The sequence below is a fragment of the Bacteroides clarus YIT 12056 genome (assembly GCF_900129655.1).
Lineage (GTDB): Bacteria > Bacteroidota > Bacteroidia > Bacteroidales > Bacteroidaceae > Bacteroides > Bacteroides clarus.
This window is the reverse complement of the sequence record NZ_FQWK01000005.1, coordinates 221,072-242,497: the sequence shown is the minus strand read 5'-3', so window position 1 is coordinate 242,497 and position 21,426 is coordinate 221,072. Positions and strand designations below refer to the sequence as shown.

Below are 21,426 nucleotides of genomic sequence, written 5' to 3'. Positions count from 1 at the left end.
TATTTAAATATCAATTCGGTGTGACATCATTTCCAAACACCATAGGAGTACCCCTTGAAATGCTCCATAGTATTAGATTCATATATATAAAATTAATAATGTATTAGATTTAAATACATCGCCTTATTGATATAATAGCGCAACAAAAGTAGCAACACATTATAATACGGATGTGGACTAATTAATGAAAAAGGTTCAAAAACTAACAGCAGCCCATAAAAAGTACCCTTTTCAACCGAACTTTTCCCTATTAAATATCCGGTAAACCGAGAAAAGTTTCAGGACATATATTTGTTTACATAGGTGTTTTATATTGATTTTCTTATTAACTTTGCGAAATATCAGTGCTTACAATACAAGATGTTTTCTATGGAAGATAATAATATGACTTTGCCATTGGAAGGTTCCGCCGATTACGAGGAAAAGACAACCGGTGCAAATACCGGTAACAGTGAGGTTGAATACAATGAAGATAATATTCGCCATTTGGACGACATGGAGCACATTCGTGTCCGTTCTGGTATGTACATAGGCCGTCTTGGCGACGGTTCGCAAAACGATGACGGTATTTACGTATTGCTGAAAGAAGTGATGGACAACAGCATCGATGAATTCAAAATGGGAGCCGGCAAACGTATTGAAGTCAATATAGAAGAAAATCTCCGCGTAAGTGTACGTGACTACGGACGGGGTATTCCGCAAGGAAAGCTGGTGGAAGCTGTCAGCAAGCTGAATACCGGCGGTAAATACGATAGCAAGGCCTTCAAAAAGAGTGTCGGTCTGAACGGTGTCGGCATCAAAGCCGTCAACGCGCTCAGCAGCCGTTTCGAGGTACGCAGCTATCGTGACGGGAAAGTACGTGCGGTAATTTTCGAGAAAGGTGTGCTGCAAAGCGATATCACACAGGACAGTACGGAAGAAAACGGTACTTACATCTTCTTTGAACCGGACAATACCCTCTTCCTCAATTACTCTTTTCAGAACCAGTTTGTAGAAACGCTGCTACGCAATTATACTTATCTTAATACAGGACTGACTTTCATCTACAACGGACAACGAATTATCTCCCGTCATGGTCTGGAGGACCTCCTGAAAGATAATATGACCAGTGAGGGACTTTATGACATCGTCCACCTGAAAGGAGAAGACATCGAAATAGCCTTTACACATACCAATCAGTATGGAGAAGAATATTATTCTTTCGTAAATGGACAGCACACCACACAGGGCGGTACGCATCAAACGGCTTTAAAGGAGCATATTGCCCGTACCATCAAAGAGTTCTTTAATAAGAATCAGGATTATGCTGACATCCGTAACGGATTGGTAGCCGCCATTGCCATTGACGTGGAGGAGCCGATGTTCGAGAGCCAGACCAAAACGAAGTTAGGTTCTAACAATATGTGGCCTGAGGGCCCTACAGTAAACAAATATGTGGGCGACTTCATCAAAACGGAAGTGGACAATTATCTCCACAAAAACCCGTTGGTATCCGAGGTCATGTTGCAAAAGATACAGGATTCCGAAAAAGAGCGTAAGGCTATTGCCGGAGTTACCAAGTTAGCCCGCGAACGAGCTAAGAAGGCCAATCTGCATAACCGCAAGTTACGCGACTGCCGCTTCCACCTGAGTGATGGAAAAGGTAAAGACCAAGAGGCCGAATCATGTATCTTCATCACCGAGGGTGATTCCGCCAGCGGTTCTATCACCAAAAGTCGCGATGTAAACACGCAAGCGGTATTCAGCCTACGCGGTAAACCTCTCAACTCCTACGGACTGACCAAAAAAGTGGTGTATGAAAACGAAGAGTTCAACCTGTTGCAAGCCGCGCTGAACATCGAAGACGGCATCGAAGGATTGCGCTACAACAAAGTGATTGTTGCCACCGATGCCGATGTAGACGGTATGCACATCCGCTTGCTTATCATCACGTTCTTCCTGCAGTTCTTCCCCGACCTGATAAAGAAAGGACACGTATATATTTTGCAGACCCCGCTATTCCGTGTACGCAACAAGAAGAAAACAAACTATTGCTACACAGAGGACGAACGGGTGAAAGCGATTGAAGAGTTAGGCCCGAATCCTGAAATAACCCGATTCAAAGGTTTGGGAGAGATTTCACCGGATGAGTTCAAACATTTCATCGGTAAAGATATGCGTTTGGAACAGGTATCATTACGTAAAACAGACTTAGTAAAAGAGTTATTGGAGTTTTACATGGGAAAAAACACCATGGAACGGCAAAACTTTATCATCGACAACTTGGTTATAGAAGAAGATTTAGCATCATGAGAAGAGCAATCTTTCCGGGTACATTCGACCCGTTTACCATCGGGCACTCCTCGGTAGTGCGCCGCGCGCTGACTTTCATAGACGAAATCGTCATAGGAATAGGTATCAACGAGAATAAGAATACGCATTTCCCTATCGAGAAGCGCGAAAAGATGATACGGGATTACTATCGGGACGAACCGCGCATCAAAGTACAATCATACGACTGCCTGACCATCGACTTCGCCAAGGAAGTGGATGCCAATCTGATTATACGCGGAATACGTACGGTAAAGGACTTCGAGTACGAAGAAACCATTGCCGATATAAATCGCAAACTGACAGGTATTGAAACCATCCTGCTCTTTACGGAGCCGGAGTTGACCTGCGTAAGTTCGACCACCGTACGCGAACTGTTGCAATTCGGAAAAGATATAAGCATGTTCCTGCCGGAAGGAATGGAAATGAGTGATGAAATGATTAGTGATTAGTGGTGAGTGATAAGGATAATGAAGAAAATTTTTACTATTATATTATGTATATGTGCCGTAACGGTACAGGCTCAGAAAATGGGTAACGAGGCTCTTCGTAAGTTGCAAATGGCAGAGTTTGCCATAGCCAACCTCTACGTGGACTCCGTTGATGAGAATAAATTGGTGGAAGAGGCTATCATTAAGATGCTGGCGCAACTCGATCCGCACTCTACCTACAATGATGCCGAAGAAGTAAAGAAAATGAATGAACCTCTGCAAGGTAACTTCGAAGGTATCGGCGTACAGTTCCAAATGATAGAAGATACGCTGCTTGTGGTGCAACCCGTTAGCAACGGCCCCTCGGAGAAAGTGGGTATTCTTGCCGGTGACCGTATTATAGCCGTTAACGATTCCGCTATTGCCGGAGTGAAAATGAACACGGAAGATATTATGAGCCGACTGCGTGGAGCAAAAGGTTCGGAAGTTAAGTTGACAATCGTACGCCGCGGAGTAAATGAGCCTCTGCTCTTCACTGTGAAGCGGGATAAGATACCTATTCTTAGTTTGGATGCCGCATATATGATACAACCCCGGACAGGTTATATCCGTATCAACCGCTTTGGAGCAACTACTGCCGAGGAATTTCTTAAAGCCTTAAAGGAGCTGCAGAAAAAGGGAATGCAAGACCTGATACTTGATTTACAAGGAAATGGCGGTGGTTATCTGAATGCCGCTATTGACCTCGCCAATGAATTCCTGCAACAAAAAGACCTTATTGTCTATACCGAAGGCAGGGCTGCGCGCCGCAGTAACTTCTATGCAAAAGGGAATGGGAAGTTTAAAGACGGCCGCCTCATCGTTTTAGTGGATGAATATTCCGCATCCGCCAGTGAAATCGTAACCGGAGCCATTCAGGATTGGGACAGAGGAGTGATTGTAGGCCGCCGCACTTTCGGCAAAGGATTGGTGCAACGTCCTATCGACCTGCCGGACGGCTCTATGATACGCCTGACCATTGCCCGTTACTATACTCCTTCCGGCCGCTGCATACAAAAGCCTTATGACAAGACTGCCAACTTGGACGGTACACTCAACGGAGAGAACAATCAGGAAAAGTATAATCAGGAATTGATAGACCGCTTTAATCATGGCGAATTAATGCATGCCGACAGCATACATTTCCCCGACTCCCTGAAATATCAGACAAAGAAATTAGCGCGTACCGTTTATGGCGGCGGCGGTATCATGCCCGACTTTTTCGTACCGATAGATACGACTCAATACACTGATTACCACCGGAACCTTGTAGCTAAAGGCGTAGTTATCAAGACAACGATGAAGTTTATAGAAAAGAATCGAAAAGAATTGCAGAACAAATACAAAAAGTTCGAGACATTCAATGATAAGTTCGAAATCAGCGATGAAGTATTGGCAAATATGCGTTCCCTTGCAGACCAGGAAAAGATTAAGTTCGATGAAAAGCAACATCAAAAGTCCCTGCCGCTCATCAAAACCCAATTAAAAGCCCTAATCGCCCGTGACCTATGGGATATGAACGAATACTTCCAAATAATGAATACCACGAACAACAGCGTACTGCAAGCTTTGAAAGTTCTAAATGAAGGAGCGTATGAGAAAGTGGTAAGGTAATCACCTTATCATTTTCCAAACAACCATTGATTCAGCCAGCGGTTTACGTAGATATTCACAATCGCACAACCCGCGCCGATAGCCGCACCGGCCAATACATCCGATGGATAATGTACGCCCTCATTCATACGGGACACTCCGACGGAGCAGGCCCACAAGGCGGAAGGAGCTATCACATACCATTTGGGATATTTTATACATAAAGAAGTGGCTAGAGCGAAAGCCGACGCAGTATGTCCCGATGGGAATGAAGGACTACTTTCATAACTATACGGATGTACCCTATCCGGGTAACGGTCATACGGACGTTCGCGGTCAACAAGATATTTCATGCCATATGTCACTACAAATGCACCCGCCACACTTGTTCCGACATATACAGCATCCTTCAATAAATCCTTATCCTTTTTAGCCCATGCCGTCAGCGCCATCGCTACCGGAACACCAATGGCTACATAGGGCTCCGAACGTGAAATAAATTTATTATAATTACGGACAAATTTATTATCCCAACTATTAACTCGATGTAATGTATTTATATCCCAATTCTGCGCAGAGAGATTTGATACAACAAAGGAAACAAAAAATACAAAAAAAATGGTTCTTTTCATAAAACCTGCCTATTAGTTTGACGCAAAGATAGCCGAAATCCTTAGAGTATTCGCAAAATTATCTTATCTTTGTTGCCACAATTTACATATTAATACAATTCACATATCTATTCATGACGTTAAATAGTTGTTGCTCTCGGCAAATTGATTGTGCGCTATGTCCTAAAACATCTCAAGGAGCATTGATATATAGCCAATATCCCAAGGGACAGCATTTCTCTGCCGAAAAGTGTACGCAAAACTGTATAATATTCATGTTGAAGGGTGAATTGCTTGTGAATAGTGAAGAATATCCCGGCACTACTTTACAAGCCCGCCAATGTATTTTACAGGCTATCGGCTCTAAGGTAGAACTACTGGCGCTGACTGATGTTGAATATCTTATCTATTGGTTCACGGAACTTCCTCTCCTTTGCGAAGAACGCTACAAAGAAATACTTGAAACAGCGCATGCCCCACTGACCTATACTCCTTTGACAGTCATTCCCAAATTGGAAAGATTACTTGACGATTTAACAGAATATTTCAAGGAACAACCGGCGACATGCAGCAAGTATCTCGACATTAAATGTCAGGAAATAATTTATATCCTGAGTTGCTACTATCCGATTCAGCAAATCTCCACTTTCTTTTATCCAATCAGTACGTATACGGAAAGTTTCCACTATTTCGTCATGCAAAACTACGATAAAGTAAAAAATGTAGAAGAGTTTGCCCACCTTGGCGGATATACCACAACCACTTTCCGGCGGTTATTCAAGAATATGTATGGCGTACCTGTATACGAATGGATTCTGGATAAGAAACGTGAAGGCATCTTAAACGACCTGCAATATACCAAACAGCGTATTTCTGCAATCAGTACCCGCTATGGATTCGATTCATTATCACACTTCGCCCACTTCTGTAAAGACTCTTTTGGCGACACTCCCCGTGCCTTGCGCAAACGTGCCGCCAACGGTGAAACCATCACTATTATCTGTAAAGAACACAACAAAGAGCAAGAGGACGAGTAAAACGGCCTGCTTGCCCGTCAGCTTCATTGTCCACCGATTACGGAATTATTTCTTTAATTCCTTGTTTAATCAAGGTATTTCCTCTATTTTTGCGAGAAATTAGTAAAACTGTATTTAAAAGAATATATTTTCTAACTATTAAATAATTTAAATTCAATCATTTATGTGGTTAAGTAATTCATCTGTAGGAAGGAAAGTGGTGATGAGCGTTACCGGTATCGCCCTTGTCCTGTTTCTGACATTTCACATGGCGATGAACCTTGTTGCATTGGTTTCGGCCAACGGCTACAACATGGTTTGTGAGTTCCTGGGAGCAAACTGGTATGCATTGGTAGCTACCGCGGGTTTAGCTGCTTTGTTCATCATCCACATCATTTACGCTTTCTGGCTGACTATGCAGAACCGCAAAGCACGTGGTAACGAACGTTATGCCGTAGTAGACAAACCTAAAACCGTGGAATGGGCTTCTCAAAACATGCTTGTACTGGGTATCATCGTAATTGTAGGTCTCGGTCTGCACTTGGTAAACTTTTGGGCTAAAATGCAGCTTCCCGAGTTAATGCACAACATGGGTATGCATGCCGACACACTTACTTTGGCTTATGCGGCCAACGGTGTTTATCACATCCAGAACACCTTCTCTAATCCGGTATTCGTAGTGCTTTACCTCATTTGGCTGGGTGCATTGTGGTTCCACCTGACTCACGGTTTCTGGAGCTCCATGCAGTCTTTGGGCTGGAACAACAAAGTATGGATCAACCGTTGGAAATGCATCTCCAACATCTATTCCACTATCGTTGTTGTATGCTTCGCTCTGGTAGTTGTCGTATTCTTCATCAAATCAATGATGTGTAGCGGCGCTTGCTAATAAATTATTGTAAATGATTAAATTGTAATAGCATTATGACTAAGATAGATTCTAAAATACCGGAAGGACCGGTAGCTGAGAAATGGACTAACTATAAAGCTCACCAAAAATTAGTGAACCCTGCCAACAAACGCCGTTTGGACATCATCGTAGTGGGAACCGGACTTGCCGGCGCTTCTGCTGCCGCTTCTCTCGGTGAAATGGGTTTCAGAGTATTCAATTTCTGCATTCAAGACTCTCCGCGCCGCGCACACTCTATCGCTGCGCAAGGCGGTATCAATGCTGCAAAGAATTATCAAAACGACGGTGACTCCGTTTACCGTTTGTTCTACGATACTGTAAAGGGTGGTGACTACCGTGCCCGCGAAGCAAACGTTTACCGTTTGGCTGAAGTATCAAACGCCATCATCGACCAATGCGTTGCGCAAGGCGTTCCTTTCGCCCGCGAATACGGCGGTCTGCTCGACAACCGCTCTTTCGGTGGAGCACAGGTTTCACGTACATTCTACGCTAAAGGCCAGACAGGCCAGCAGTTGTTGTTGGGTGCATACTCCGCATTGAGCCGTCAGGTAAACGTAGGTACTGTAAAACTGTTTACCCGCTATGAAATGCAGGACGTTGTACTCGTTGAAGGACGCGCCCGCGGTATCATCGCAAAGAACCTCGTAACCGGTAAGCTGGAACGCTTCGCCGCTCATGCGGTGGTTATCGCTACCGGCGGTTACGGAAACGCATACTTCCTCTCTACCAACGCCATGACCTGTAACTGTACGGCAGCTATATCCTGCTACCGCAAGGGTGCGTGGATGGCTAACCCTGCTTACGTACAGATTCACCCGACTTGTATTCCTGTACACGGTGACAAACAGTCTAAACTGACTTTGATGTCCGAATCACTGCGTAACGACGGTCGCATCTGGGTTCCGAAGAAACTGGAAGATGCCAAGAAACTGCAAGAAGGCACTCTGCAAGGAAAAGACATCCCCGAAGAAGACCGCGACTACTACTTGGAACGCCGTTATCCGGCATTCGGTAACCTCGTTCCGCGCGATGTTGCCAGCCGTGCAGCCAAAGAACGTTGCGACAAGGGCTTCGGTGTAAACAATACCGGCCTGGCCGTATTCCTCGACTTCAGCGATGCAATCAACCGTCTGGGCAAAGATGTGGTAGCTCAACGTTACGGTAACCTCTTCGATATGTACGAAGAAATCACAGACGTGAGCCCGTACGACAACCCGATGATGATTTATCCTGCCATCCACTATACAATGGGCGGTATCTGGGTTGACTACGAGCTGCAAACTTCCATCAAGGGTCTGTTCGCTATCGGTGAATGCAACTTCTCCGACCACGGTGCAAACCGCCTCGGTGCTTCTGCATTGATGCAAGGTCTGGCCGACGGTTATTTCGTATTGCCTTACACTATCCAGAACTATCTGGCCGATCAGATTACCGTTCCCCGCTTCTCTACCGACCTGCCTGAATTTGCCGCTGCTGAAAAAGCCATCCAAGACAAGATTGACTGGATGATGAACATCAAGGGTAAGAAGTCAGTAGATTCCATCCACAAGGAACTGGGTCACGTAATGTGGGAATATGTCGGTATGGGACGTACCGCCGAAGGATTGAAAGAAGGATTGAAGAAGATGAAAGAAATCCGCAAGGAATTCGAAACCAACCTCTTCATCCCGGGCGACAAAGAAGGTATGAACGTAGAACTCGACAAGGCTATCCGTCTGTATGACTTCATCACAATGGGTGAATTGGTAGCTTACGATGCCCTGAACCGTGACGAAAGCTGTGGCGGTCACTTCCGCGAAGAATACCAGACTGAGGAAGGCGAAGCTAAACGTGATGACGAAAACTTCTTCTACGTTGCTTGCTGGGAATACCAAGGCTCTGACGAAAAAGCTCCGGTATTGCTGAAAGAACCGCTGGTTTACGAAGCAATCAAGGTACAGACTCGTAACTATAAGAGCTAATCGGGAAGTTGAACATTTAAAGAATTAAAGAAAATGGATAAAAATATATCATTTACGCTCAAGGTATGGCGCCAGAAGGGTCCGAAAGCAAAAGGCGCTTTTGAAACATACCAAATGAAAGATATTCCGGGCGACACTTCATTCCTCGAAATGCTGGATATTCTGAACGAACAGCTCATCAGTGAAGGCAAAGAACCGGTTGTATTCGACCATGACTGCCGCGAAGGTATCTGCGGTATGTGCTCTCTTTACATCAACGGACATCCGCACGGACCTGCAACAGGTGCCACCACCTGCCAGATCTATATGCGCCGCTTCAACGACGGCGATACTATCACCGTAGAGCCTTGGCGTTCTGCCGGTTTCCCGGTTATCAAAGACTTAATGGTAGACCGTACGGCATACGACAAGATTATGCAAGCCGGCGGTTACGTTAGTGTACGCACGGGCGCTCCTCAGGATGCCAACGCCATCCTGATTCCGAAGCCTATCGCCGACGAAGCTATGGATGCCGCTTCCTGTATCGGTTGCGGTGCTTGTGTAGCAGCTTGTAAGAACGGTTCCGCCATGCTGTTCGTTTCCGCCAAGGTAAGCCAGTTGAACCTGCTGCCTCAAGGTAAACCGGAAGCATTGCGTCGTGCCAAAGCCATGTTGAGCAAAATGGATGAACTCGGTTTCGGTAACTGTACAAACACTCGTGCATGTGAAGCCGAATGTCCGAAGAACATCTCTATCAGCAACATCGCACGTCTGAACCGCGACTTCATCATTGCAAAACTGAAAGACTAACCGTACTTTCTACATTTGATTAATATCACAAAGAACTCTTCTATCGGGCAACCGGTAGAGGAGTTCTTTTATTTAAGAATTAACGGAAGCAGTTTATATCCAGGCAGAAAAGCAAGTCTAAACAGAAAGAGGCTCAGAACTTTGAACCGCAGAGAGCGATGAACTCCCAGCCTCTTTCCTTAAGCTGCGAGGAGACAATCCAAAATTCTTCTTACAGAAATTAGAGAAATGAGGCAAAGATTCAAAGCCATACTTATAACAAATCTCAGAAATCGTAAAGTCCGTATGCCGAAGTTCATAAAGAATACCTTCTTTTCTCCGTTCCTGCATCCACTCATACACAGGCTGGTGGAATACAGAAGTAAATATACGGCGGAAAGTCGTAGCCGTATATCCGCCTAATTCGGCAAATTCTTCAACAGTCTTGACCTTATCATAATTCTTAAGCACAAAATACTGAAAACTATCAGTGTATTCCGATAACGAGTGCACCAACATGGAAAGTTCATAATCCGAATAGTAATGCCACAAAATGAAAGCAAGTTCTTTCTGCTTAAATTGCAGTAACTCCCTGCAAATCTTCTCCCCGGCCAAATAAGACTTCGAAGCCTCTAAGAAGAAGTTCAGTTCGGAACAGATTTTCAACGGAAAGAAGATAAGAGGTGGAACCACGTCCTTTACGATATGCCGATAGCGTCCCTCACAAAAGGACTCCGGCCGGGAAAAACGATAGCATACACACTCAACATCCGTCATAGCAAGCACCTCGTACTTCGAACCGACAGCTTGAAGAATAAATTCACCCGCATGCAATGTCACACCTGCGTATTCTTTACTATTGATAAGGGCTTCTCCCTTCAAAAGAAACATAATGATATTGTTGTCGCATCTGGGCACAATAAAGTGAAATCCCCTACTGTGAGAAGCATATAGAATGAGATTGTCCACGGCCTTGGGACATTTCAGACAGTCAGCGTTACCCGCTCCACAAGCGGAAGAGTCATACATGACAGGTAGGATGTTTGGTTTGTTTGCTTTGGCAAAAATAACCATAAACAGCCAACAAAAAAAATATTCCCCGAAAACTTTGAAAGAAGCTTTCGGGGAAAAACTAAAGTATGATGAAAATAAAACAGAACTTTTATATCAAGGTTTTATAACCCGGTGAATGTACCGGTTGCATCCGTCCATGTATCAACCTTCGGAGTAAACTTGATAGGAGTAGCGTTATTTGTCAATGTTAACGTATAACGAATGTTCTTACCCATTCCCCAGCTGCCTGTAAGGGTAACGACCTTAGTATCATTCCAGGTATATTCACTTGATTTGTCTTTCGGTGCGGCAGTGTAGGTAACATCTAAGGTCACGCCCGTTAAGTCGTCTTGAGGCATCAACATAAACAAGGCATTGCCGGAAGTCTCAAAAGCCGCAGATGCATCAGGCTCGGCAGTAGTCGGAGTAACCGATACGGGGCTGCCTGCATATTCGTATGTCACACCTGAAGCAGACGCAGCCAAATTACTCCAAGCGCCTACGGTACTGCTTCCGTCAAAAGTAAAGGTAGCCTTATCCTTCGCACCTTTAATCACCAATTTCGATACGGTATAAATAAAATCGGCGACCTCTCCTTTAATTGTGAAATTCACCTGCGTCAAAAGATGCTGGAAAGGGAGAGAAATAGCCGATTCAGACTTTACTTGGTCTATGACATTGGCGGCAACCAAATCTTCTTGGTCGGCAACGGCTTTTACCGTATAGTCAAAATTCGGATAACCCGCAGCGGTAGTAATATCCAAGGTTTGTGCCGGTGAAGTAGCGAAGAATTGCAATTTACCGGAAATCGGCCAATAGTAATTTCCGGCATATTGCCATTCCGCAGACGGTTTAGTTACTTCTACATCATCCATAAAACCTGTACTCAGCTGTACGGTCGGCCCCATTACATCTGTTGTTTTATAAGCGCTTACGGTAAACGCGCTGAAATTCTCCGTAGTAGCTACCAACGCTTTTGTTCCGGTCTTCACTACTGTTCCGAATTGAATCCGGTTTGTCGTACTTCCATTCTCAAACTCTTCATTTTCGGAGCAACTTACCATTGCTACTGCGGCTAAGGCCACCAATAAAATCTTTCTCATAACCATTTGTTTTTAGTTAATATATTAATTGCTTATCTTGTTTCTACACAATAATATCCACATTGGTTTCATCATCCCAATTGCCTATATCACCGTCAATACCGCCATTTCCATTTTCGTCCTTATCCACCTCCACCGTAATCTGTCCGTCGGGAACAGGCACTTCAATATATACTTCCCTATCAGGAGCAGGCGGTATTTCCTCCCCCTCATCGGGAGCCGCAGTCTCTATCAGGTCTTCGATATCAACCCGCACCTCTTGTACCTGTTTATCCACCTTGATAATCCTAATGGTCAGCACCACCGGGTTATCGGCACGTGTATCGGCACTTTTCGGAAGCATGAAATGCGAGAAATGTCCCCATAACACTCCATTTTTACAATCAGTCTCCACACAAACGGGAGCTTCCGCGGGTATGCACATTCTTTTACCAAGAAAATAACCGCCATTCAATCCGCTAACATGGCACACAATAGCCGAAATATTTTCCACACCATCCACTTTGATGGCAAACGAATAACTGCTTACCACTCGTTCCGGTTTCAAATTCATCACAATAGCCGTTTCACTCTTCACTATCTCCACATCATCCAACGCCACAACATAAAAATCATCCGGTGACCAAACCATATCCTCCCCGACATCCATACCAATGCACTGTTCCGTATACGCTTTGATAGTCTCGTAACTTTCATCGTTCTCTATACAGACACTTTCCGTATTATAATTATAAACTACCACCGCATAATTGCCGGGCGGCACTTTCATTTCTCCTCCGGCAGTCGGCAGATAACCCTCTATTTTCCGTCCTTCGGTATCTTTCGGATAAAATATTACCCGCATGGTCTTCGGCAAGTTCTCCGCCGCATCCGCCCAATCCAATACTATCCGTACACCGCTGACAGGATAATCATCCAGAACTTCCCTAAAACCACATCCCGACAGCATTGTCAACAGACAGGGCAGAAGCATGAGCGCACTATATCTGATACCGCCTACCACTTTCATTGTCCTGCCGTTATACGCCACACCAAAGACACTTTCGCCTTTGTAGGGCCGATGAAATGATAGTGCCCGCCATTAGTCCAGACCAAATCTCCTTTATAAGAGGTATATTTACGATACCCGGTTGCTAAACAGCCTATTCCCAAACTACACTCGATGGCAAGATGCCCGGTCAGTCGGCGCGCATATCCGTAAGTCAGCCCCGAAGCCGTATAATACCTGCCACGAATGCCATTCTCCTTTTTCAGTTGAAAGTCATATACGCCACCTTCGGTATATATACCTAAGAAATGCCCCGTCAGCCTATCACGCATCTTTCTGTCACACAACCAATAGCGTGCTTCCATACCTCCCGAAAGAAGTTGATAGCAGAAGTCATGTCGGCTGTTCAACCACCACGGGCATTTATATTCAGTATTCAAAGACCACCTCTTTCCTATCGAAAGCTCTACCTCTATATTAGGAGCCAAAGCCAAATCGTATAATATATTATTCTTCAGAGCCACGATAACCCTACGCGATGAATCCGCTCTTCCCTCTTTCTCCATCAACACAGCCGGAACAAGCACTCCGGCATCAATATATGCCATCGGCAATATCCGCTCCGGCACCCGCATCGCAGCGACGGGAAGCTCCTCAGGCTTTATCGTATATCTGCCTATCCGTGGAAAAACAAACTGCAATAAATATGTATAGGCCTTGCCGCCGTTCAAATAGCGCAATAGTTCCGCCAATCTGTCAAAACTTCCATAATGATATCGAATCAGCATCAACACCTCTTCCTTATCCGGCACATTCTCATCGGCAATCACCCACCGATAAACCTCTCCCCACTCGCTCGGCACCATAACCGGTTCCCGTACTGCATTACTTACAACTTTCAAAGTATCAGCCCGCGCAAACACTCTTCCCACCGGTAAAAAAAAGAGCATGATAAGAATAACTATATTGATACGGTTCACCATAACTTTGCGTTGTATAAAGCCAAAAGTAAAGCATTAAAATTAAAGAAAATACAGAAAGGCCAGCTCATTGAACACGCTGGAAGGTTCTGTGAAACGATTGGAAACTTTTTGCAACTTATGTACCCCCCGATACAGGCAAACGTCCGGAATATTCCACGAAGGGTAAAAGCAACAGGCGCCACCTATCGGATTGTTATCATATAGTCAGTATATATACTCTATTTAAGTCAAGATGTCCAAGCGTGTACGAAAACAGTAAATATTCGTAAAAGAAAACTAAAAGAAATTCAGGAAAAGAGTAAATATTTGGAAGATATATGAAGAAACCATACATTTGTCATGTGATTTTTTTCATAGTATTAGATTTAAGGTTAACAAAGGTTGGAGTACAGCGGTACTCCTTTTTTTATGCCAATAAGTGATACATCCCTCCGACCAGCGTCTTTACCACTCCTTTCATCTCCAGTTCAAAAAGCAGCGCGCTCATACGGTTCACAGGTATATCCGCTTCTACTACAAGCGCATTGATATGCAAATCTCCTTGACGAGCCAGTATACGCACTATCATCCCCTCCTCATCCGTCAATTCCGGAAACAGATTGCGCTGAATACCCTCCGCCTTGGATGACGGCTCCGTACCGCCCCACCCCATTGTTTTTACAAATTCCCCGGCAGTTTGCACAAGCGCCGCCTTATTATCCCGTATCAACCGGTTACAGCCGATGGAAGCGGCATCCGTCACCCGTCCGGGTACGGCAAAGCAATCGCGATGGTAACCGTCGGCTAAATCCGCCGTAATCAAAGAACCGCCTTTAGCGGCGGATTCCACTACAATCGTCGCGTCGCACATACCTGCCACAATGCGGTTACGGCTGACGAAGTTATGCTTGCCCGGATTAGTTTCTGTGAGAAACTCGGTAAGCAAACCGCCATTTGCCAGCATATCGACAGCCGTTTTACGATGTACAAAGGGGTAAATACGGTCCAAGCCATGCGCCAAAACGGCAACAGTGGAAATATTATCGGCAAGTGCGGCACGATGCGCATGAATATCAATGCCGTAAGCAAGGCCGCTCACTATCAGAACATCGGGAAGAAGTACAGACAAATCGTGTACGAAGTCCGCACAAAACTGTTTGCCGTACTCCGTTGCACGACGCGTACCTACCATATTGATGACATGTAAACGATTAAAATCAACATTTCCCTTGAAGAACAGGACAATCGGAGCATCCTCACACTCCCGCAGGCGGGAAGGGTAGGCCTCATCCTGCAAAGTAAGGCAGGTCAGGCGGTTCTTTTCCACAAATTCCATTTCGCGCTCGGCGCGAAGAAAAGCGGCAGGACAATCAAGAGCCGTAATGATGGAAGGATTCACACCGGGCAGGAGCTCCGGCAACTCTTTACGCCGCCCGAAAACGTCAACGGCACTGCCTATGCCGTCCATTAAACGCTTTGCCCCGATATGTCCTATACCGGGGCAAAGCGTAAGAGCTATACAGCAAAGACGTTCGTCATTATTCATGGTCGAGGTAAGGGGCAAAGACGTTGTCGAATAATTCGCTGTCGCTTAAACGTCCGTTCACCACACATACCGTTTCAACCACCGCCTTAATGGCTACCTTATTATCACTTGCCCTGAAGATATCCTGATAGAACACATACTTGATGCCTTCCTTCTTCATCGCCAGTTTCGACACGAATTCGTCACCGCTCTTCAACGGCGTTTTGAATGCCATATTGATTCGTGCCACCACCGGGTCTACTCCCTGTTCGTGAAGTGCGGCAAAGCTGACACCCGTGCTCGACAAGAACTCGTGCCGCGTATGTTCCAGATAGTGCTGATAGTTGGCGTTGTTGACAATACCCTGAAGATCGCATTCATAGTCGCGTACCTTCATCTTCAGTTCATAAATATAGTCCATTATGGTATTTACTATTTAATAATTTACGATTCGCCGTTTAAAGGTCAACCGCGTTTATTCTCTATGTCCAAGCCTTTAAACCTCTTGAGCTCTTCCACGGAAACCAGTTTGTAGAGTTTGTCACTGGGACGTATTTTATCCGCTTTCATCGAGAAGTGCTGTCCTTTCTTCACGGTCTGTACGGGTTTCAAATCCACACGCGCTTCTTCCAACGTGGTAAAGACGGCTCCCGTGGTCGGTCCCGTTATCAGCAGCTTGTCGCCAACGCTGATTTCGGCGGCTTCCACCAAGAACTCCGCCACACCGATATTTGAGAAATACCGGATACCCTTGCCGACATAAATCTTACGTTCGGTAGCTGCGGAACCATAATTCCGGGTCCATTCGCCCAGGCGTTGCCCCAAGTAATAGCCATCCCAGAAGCCGCGGTTAAAGACGGTTTTCAGACGCTCATCCCAAACCGCTATCTTCTCATCGGTGAACGTACCGTCCACATAAGAGCGAATAGCTTCTTTATAACATTCCACCACGGTGCGCACATACTCGGGACCGCGGGCACGTCCCTCAATCTTAAACACACGTACGCCCGCATCCAGCATCTTGTTCATGAAATGGATGGTTTTCAGGTCTTTAGGAGACATAATGTATTGGTTGTCAATATCCAGCTCCACATCCGTCTCCTTGTCGCGCACCGTATAGGAACGGCGGCACACCTGCATGCACGCTCCCCGGTTGGCAGAATGGTTCATCTCGTGCAGCGAGAGGTAGCACTTGCCCGATACTGCCATGCACAAAGCGCCATGACAGAACATCTCAATACGTATCCGTTCACCGCCCGGACCGCAGATATTCTCTTCGCAGATATGGCGGTAGATTTCCGCCACCTGTTCCAGGTTCAGCTCACGTGCTAGCACCACTACATCGGCAAACTGGGCATAGAAACGCAAAGCCTCCACATTTGAGATATTCAGCTGCGTAGACAAATGCACTTCCTGACCTATCTGCCGGGCATAGCTCATCACCGCCACATCGGCCGCAATCACCGCCGAAATACCCGCCGCTTTGGCCGCATCCACAATGGTACGCATCAGAGGAATGTCATTATCATAGATAATGGTATTCACCGTAAGATAGCTTTTCATACCGTGCTCATCGCAGGTACGGGCTATCTCGCGCAGGTCATCTATTGTAAACGTATTCGCCGAACGGGCACGCATATTCAGATTCTCGATACCGAAATAAACAGAGTCCGCACCTGCCTGGATAGCGGCCGCCAGAGATTCGCGCGAGCCTACCGGCGCCATAATTTCAAAATCACTGATAGAGGGCATAAGTATTAATTAAGAATTAAGACTATAAACTTTGTCGCAAAGGTAGGCTTTTTTCCGTACTTTTGCAGGTAAATTCAGTTAGATTATGAAGATTAAAGATATAGACCTCGGCAAGTACCCCGTATTGCTTGCCCCCATGGAGGACGTGACCGACCCGGCTTTCCGCCTGATGTGCAAAGGTTTCGGAGCGGATATGGTATACACCGAGTTCGTGTCGAGCGACGCACTGATACGCTCCGTCAGCAAGACCGAGCAGAAACTGAACATCAGTGACGAAGAACGCCCCGTAGCCATACAGATATACGGTAAAGATACGGATACAATGGTAGAAGCGGCACGTATTGTGGAACAGGCGCGTCCGGACATACTGGACATCAACTTCGGCTGCCCCGTAAAACGTGTAGCCGGCAAAGGAGCCGGAGCGGGAATGTTGCAGAATATCCCCAAAATGCTGGAGATAACCCGTGCCGTGGCAGATGCCGTAAAGATTCCCGTCACCGTAAAAACCCGTCTCGGCTGGGATGCCGGCAACAAGATTATCGTAGATTTGGCGGAGCAACTGCAAGACTGCGGTATTGCCGCCCTTACCATTCACGGCCGTACCCGCGCCCAAATGTATACGGGCGAGGCGGACTGGACTCTGATTGGTGAGGTCAAGAACAATCCCCGTATGCATATTCCCGTCATCGGCAACGGCGATGTCACCACTCCCCAAAGGGCCAAAGAGTGCTTTGACCGCTATGGAGTGGATGCCATTATGATAGGCCGTGCCAGCTTTGGCCGTCCCTGGATATTCAAGGAAGTGAAACATTATCTGGAAACGGGCGAAGAAATGCCGCCCCTCAGCGCGGAGTGGAAGCTCAATGTGCTCCGCCGGGAAGTAGAAGACAGCGTAAAACTGTTGGACGAACGGCGGGGCATCCTGCACGTGCGCCGTCACCTGGCGGCCAGTCCTTTGTTCAAAGGTATTCCCAACTTCCGGGATACACGCATCGCCATGTTGCGGGCAGAGACCAAAGAGGAGCTGTACCGTATCTTTAAAGAGATAGAGAAGTTGATATAATCCGATATTATCCCTGTAAAGCGACGCAAAGAGCCGGCTTGTTTTCTCTGACAAGCCGGCAGTCGTCCGTTACATAAACCGGCAGCAGTCAGAACGCAATTTAGTACGTCCATTTCAGCTTATATTCGTGGCTGTAATGTGTTCAAACGCGCATGTAACAAACTGTTTCCCTATGGAAAACAAACTGTTTTGACGCATGGAAACAAAGTGTTCCGTACGGTGAAACAAACTGTTTCCCATAACAAAACAAACCGTTCCGTACCATGAACCGGAGAACTTTCATCCCTCTTTTACCTGAACATCGGCTGCGCAAACCACCGCTTGAACATCCGCGTTACCGCCACATAAAGAACAATGGCAGAGAAAAAGCCGACGATAGCATCAATCAGGTAATGCGCCTGAATATACACCGTAGCTCCGCACAGCAACAAATAGAAAGGAAGCAGGCAAGCAAACAGGCATCTGCTGCCCCGCCATGCCATAATCATCAGAATAGTGGACATACCGACATGGGAACTGGGGAAAGCCGCCGTCGGACGCTCTCCCACTTGTTGCGAACTCTCCACCAGATTGTAGAAAAATCCATGCTCGTATCCCGGCCCGGGCAGTAATTCCTGATTATGATTGAAATAATCGCCGATGGAAGGGAATAGTCCCTGCGCCACATTATCGTTGCCGATAGCGGGAAAATAGAATTGCGGTCCTGCCACCGGTACGAAAATATAAAACAGGTAGTAGATAAAGAAAGCGGTGACTATCACGAACGATACTTTCTCAAAAAGCTCAAAACGGTAGAGGAAGTACCACACCACTACCAGAAGAATCATCGGATAATAGAAGAAGTAACCCATGTTGAACGGCTCGCTGACCCACATCTGAGGGAACCGCAAAGAAAACCATACGGCAGGCTGCCCCCCGAATATCCATTGTTCGGCCGATGCGAAAACATGGTCCAGATTGGGAAAGATACGGTTGAACTCAAATGTATCGGGATACCAGTAAGAAAGCAGCGACATCTGGATGGCTATACGGATAAAGGCGGAAAACTTGCAAGGAGCAAGCCGATAAAGATACATCAGCAGAAACGTCATGCCCGCAATCATAGCGCGGTCGGCAAGCATCTGCGCCGGATGATCCATTTCTTGGAAAAGAAACAGTATGAGAATGGAAGTCAACAGGTTATATATCAGTGTGATCTTCTCTACCGCAAAAAGCCCTTTACGGGTTTCTACTCTCTTGAATAAGTCTAAAGCCATCCTTTATCTTTATACCAGGCAATGGTCTCCTTTACTCCCCGTTCCAAATCGTATCCGGGGCTGTAACCCAGTTCCTTAACGGCCGGAGTAATGTCGCACTGCCAGTTGCGTTGTTTCATTATTCTATACTTGTCCGAATTGAGCGTACTGGTAGTGTTCCGGCGCTTCGCCCAATATTCGGCGAGCAAAGATACAACTTTCAATATAATTAACGGACATCTCAGACGAATTACAAACGGATTCCCCAATTCTTTCCGTATCAAGTCGGAAAAGGCACGGCTTTGATACACCTTGCCGTCCGCCAGAAAATAGGCGCGGCAGGATATTTGTTTCTCTATTCCCAAGAAAACGGCCTGCACAATATCCTTGACGTAGACAAACGTCAAATCCTGACGGCGGAAGCCTACGGAGAAGTCCGTGTGCTGCCGGATGGACTTTACCATCAGGAAATAATCCTTCTCGCGCGGACCGTAAACACCCGTAGGGCGATAGATGACGTAAGGGAAGCCCGGTATGCTTTGCAGATAAATCTCCGCTTTCAGTTTGCTAAGACCGTAAGCCGTATTGGGCATAGGGGTGTCTTCTCCCGTTATCGGAGTATATGTCTTTTCGCGTATCGGACCGAATACGCTCAAGGTGCTGATAAAGATAAACTGCCGGGGAATCATGTTCAGCTCACGCAACGTATCTACAAAGTATTTGGTCTGCAGATAGTTCACACGCTCGAAGTCATTCTTGTCCACGCATTTGGTGGCTCCGGCGCAATGGATAATATAATCGAACTTGCTGTAAGTCCCTTTATGACCGGAAAGTTGCGCACGCAATTCGTTGGGATGCGCAAAGTCGAGCTCAAGAAAATGTATCTTCTTATCCTGCAAATACTCCCGGCTGCTGGACGAACGAACGCCTGCCCATACGCCGAATCCCCGCCTCAACGCTTCTTCCACGATGAAACTTCCGATAAACCCGCTTGCTCCTGTTACTAAAACCGACTCCACTTTTGTTTATTGCAAATTTTGATGATTACGAATTACTGCTCCCGCTATTTCACCGGCTCTACATGGATACCCACATGAGTACCTTCGCCAAACTGTTCTTTCAAGGTATTCTCAATGGCCGTCGCCGTACGGTGCGCTTCTTCCAGTGTTATTTTGCCGTCCATGCGCACGTGCACCTCTATCGCATAATGATTGCCTATGCGGCGGGTACGCAAATGATGCGGCGAACTTACTCCGGGGAAAGAAAGGATAATCCGCTGTATTTCATTTTCCACATCGGCAGGCAACGATTTCTCCAACAACTCATCCACACAAGGAATCAATAGCTTTACGGCTACCTTCATAATGAAGAAACTGACGACAACCGCAGCTATCGGGTCGAGTACCCGCCAGTGATTTCCCAAAAGAATAGCTCCGCCGATACCTATGGCTGTGCCTATGGAAGAAAGAGCGTCGCTCCGGTGATGCCACGCATTGGCCACCACTGCCCGGGAGTTCAATTTCTTTCCCCGAAACACCGTATAGCGGTAGAGCGCCTCCTTAAAGGCGATGGACACCAACGCCGCTATCAATGCCAGCATTCCCGGCTCCTGCAAAGAACCGCCGTGAAGAAACCGATAGATAGAAGAAGCGCCGTTCCAGAAAATTCCAAAGCCGACAAAAAGCAATACAATACCGATAATGGCGGTTGCCAAAGTCTCATATTTACCATGCCCGTAATCGTGTCCCTCATCTTCCGGCTTGGAAGAGATGCGCACAAAGACAATGACGATGATGTCCGTAACAAAGTCCGACAGCGAGTGTACGGCATCTGCCAGCATGGCGGCGCTATGCCCCGCGATTCCCGCAAAGAACTTAAACAGAAGCAACAGGAAGTTCACCACACTCCCCACAATCGTTACGCGGTAAATACCTTTTTCCCTCGCAACCTCTTCCTTATCCACAGGTCGTACTTCCATGCCCTTTCTTCTAAGTCGCTGCAAATATAGTACATAAATCTATTATGACCGGTCGTTCCCCTATAAATTTCAGTAAGACAGAAAGATTTTGAAGGCAGAGTGAACGAGTGAATACATTTATTTGTTTA

At 46.3% G+C, this 21,426-nt stretch carries 19 protein-coding genes; 8 read left to right on the top strand and 11 right to left on the bottom strand.

The window, feature by feature from the left end:
- Positions 1 to 369: 369 nt before the first annotated feature.
- The 3 genes from BUB52_RS10485 to BUB52_RS10475 are packed head-to-tail and all read left to right on the top strand — an operon-like array spanning position 370 to position 4,394.
- The gene (locus BUB52_RS10485; RefSeq protein WP_039950854.1) at positions 370 to 2,292 is read left to right on the top strand and encodes a DNA topoisomerase IV subunit B; all 1,923 of its coding nucleotides are present in this window, start codon (positions 370 to 372) and stop codon (positions 2,290 to 2,292) included.
- Positions 2,289 to 2,762 (top strand): pantetheine-phosphate adenylyltransferase, encoded by a 474-nt coding sequence (coaD, locus tag BUB52_RS10480; protein WP_009122098.1) that lies wholly within the window; start codon positions 2,289 to 2,291, stop codon positions 2,760 to 2,762. Before BUB52_RS10485 ends, coaD begins: the two co-directional genes overlap by 4 nt.
- Positions 2,763 to 2,780: 18 nt before the next feature.
- Positions 2,781 to 4,394: a S41 family peptidase gene (locus BUB52_RS10475; RefSeq protein ID WP_009122097.1), complete on the top strand. Its 1,614-nt coding sequence runs from the start codon at positions 2,781 to 2,783 to the stop codon at positions 4,392 to 4,394.
- Between the two features lie 8 nt (positions 4,395 to 4,402).
- Here the strand turns inward: BUB52_RS10475 and BUB52_RS10470 are convergent, their stop codons facing one another.
- Entirely contained in the window at positions 4,403 to 5,005 is a 603-nt protein-coding gene (locus tag BUB52_RS10470) for a phosphatase PAP2 family protein (RefSeq protein ID WP_009122096.1), read from the bottom strand.
- Positions 5,006 to 5,118: 113 nt separating this feature from the next.
- On the opposite strand from BUB52_RS10470, the gene BUB52_RS10465 reads away from it, so the two are divergent.
- The 4 genes from BUB52_RS10465 (at position 5,119) to BUB52_RS10450 (ending at position 9,660) form a co-directional block, all read left to right on the top strand.
- On the top strand, positions 5,119 to 6,021 hold the full coding sequence (locus BUB52_RS10465) for a helix-turn-helix domain-containing protein (protein WP_083554544.1): 903 nt from the start codon (positions 5,119 to 5,121) through the stop codon (positions 6,019 to 6,021).
- A gap of 163 nt (positions 6,022 to 6,184) precedes the next feature.
- Positions 6,185 to 6,889, top strand: coding sequence for a fumarate reductase (locus BUB52_RS10460; RefSeq protein WP_039950777.1), 705 nt, complete (start codon positions 6,185 to 6,187; stop codon positions 6,887 to 6,889).
- Positions 6,890 to 6,924: 35 nt separating this feature from the next.
- Entirely contained in the window at positions 6,925 to 8,871 is a 1,947-nt protein-coding gene (locus BUB52_RS10455; protein ID WP_009122093.1) for a fumarate reductase/succinate dehydrogenase flavoprotein subunit, read from the top strand.
- A 33-nt stretch (positions 8,872 to 8,904) separates the two neighbouring features.
- Entirely contained in the window at positions 8,905 to 9,660 is a 756-nt protein-coding gene (locus tag BUB52_RS10450) for a succinate dehydrogenase/fumarate reductase iron-sulfur subunit (protein WP_004291708.1), read from the top strand.
- Between the two features lie 117 nt (positions 9,661 to 9,777).
- Here the strand turns inward: BUB52_RS10450 and BUB52_RS10445 are convergent, their stop codons facing one another.
- The 7 genes from BUB52_RS10445 to BUB52_RS10410 form a co-directional block, all read right to left on the bottom strand.
- Complete coding sequence (locus tag BUB52_RS10445) at positions 9,778 to 10,668, bottom strand: helix-turn-helix transcriptional regulator (protein WP_009122092.1); 891 nt, start codon at positions 10,666 to 10,668, stop codon at positions 9,778 to 9,780.
- Between the two features lie 146 nt (positions 10,669 to 10,814).
- Positions 10,815 to 11,795 (bottom strand): fimbrillin family protein, encoded by a 981-nt coding sequence (locus tag BUB52_RS10440; RefSeq protein ID WP_254302477.1) that lies wholly within the window; start codon positions 11,793 to 11,795, stop codon positions 10,815 to 10,817.
- A 43-nt stretch (positions 11,796 to 11,838) separates the two neighbouring features.
- Positions 11,839 to 12,804 (bottom strand): DUF5119 domain-containing protein, encoded by a 966-nt coding sequence (locus BUB52_RS10435; protein ID WP_009122089.1) that lies wholly within the window; start codon positions 12,802 to 12,804, stop codon positions 11,839 to 11,841.
- The gene (locus tag BUB52_RS10430; RefSeq protein ID WP_009122088.1) at positions 12,801 to 13,766 is read right to left on the bottom strand and encodes a DUF3575 domain-containing protein; all 966 of its coding nucleotides are present in this window, start codon (positions 13,764 to 13,766) and stop codon (positions 12,801 to 12,803) included. The genes BUB52_RS10435 and BUB52_RS10430 overlap by 4 nt, the downstream gene beginning before the upstream one ends.
- 406 nt (positions 13,767 to 14,172) lie before the next feature.
- Positions 14,173 to 15,291: a DNA-processing protein DprA gene (gene dprA / locus BUB52_RS10420; protein WP_009122086.1), complete on the bottom strand. Its 1,119-nt coding sequence runs from the start codon at positions 15,289 to 15,291 to the stop codon at positions 14,173 to 14,175.
- Complete coding sequence (locus BUB52_RS10415; protein ID WP_009122085.1) at positions 15,284 to 15,691, bottom strand: acyl-CoA thioesterase; 408 nt, start codon at positions 15,689 to 15,691, stop codon at positions 15,284 to 15,286. Before BUB52_RS10415 ends, dprA begins: the two co-directional genes overlap by 8 nt.
- Positions 15,692 to 15,735: 44 nt before the next feature.
- A complete protein-coding gene (locus BUB52_RS10410; RefSeq protein ID WP_009122084.1) occupies positions 15,736 to 17,022 on the bottom strand; it encodes a peptidase U32 family protein in 1,287 nt (428 codons plus the stop codon).
- A gap of 85 nt (positions 17,023 to 17,107) precedes the next feature.
- On the opposite strand from BUB52_RS10410, the gene dusB reads away from it, so the two are divergent.
- On the top strand, positions 17,108 to 18,085 hold the full coding sequence (gene dusB, locus BUB52_RS10405; RefSeq protein WP_009122083.1) for a tRNA dihydrouridine synthase DusB: 978 nt from the start codon (positions 17,108 to 17,110) through the stop codon (positions 18,083 to 18,085).
- 290 nt (positions 18,086 to 18,375) lie between these two features.
- On the opposite strand, the gene BUB52_RS10400 is transcribed toward dusB, so the two are convergent.
- From BUB52_RS10400 to BUB52_RS10390, 3 genes are read right to left on the bottom strand one after another with little or no spacing between them, the layout of a single operon-like run.
- Positions 18,376 to 19,341 (bottom strand): phosphatase PAP2 family protein, encoded by a 966-nt coding sequence (locus BUB52_RS10400; RefSeq protein WP_009122082.1) that lies wholly within the window; start codon positions 19,339 to 19,341, stop codon positions 18,376 to 18,378.
- The gene (locus BUB52_RS10395) at positions 19,332 to 20,339 is read right to left on the bottom strand and encodes an NAD-dependent epimerase/dehydratase family protein (protein WP_009122081.1); all 1,008 of its coding nucleotides are present in this window, start codon (positions 20,337 to 20,339) and stop codon (positions 19,332 to 19,334) included. Before BUB52_RS10395 ends, BUB52_RS10400 begins: the two co-directional genes overlap by 10 nt.
- A gap of 44 nt (positions 20,340 to 20,383) precedes the next feature.
- A complete protein-coding gene (locus BUB52_RS10390) occupies positions 20,384 to 21,298 on the bottom strand; it encodes a cation diffusion facilitator family transporter (protein WP_009122080.1) in 915 nt (304 codons plus the stop codon).
- Between the last annotated feature and the right edge of the window lie 128 nt (positions 21,299 to 21,426).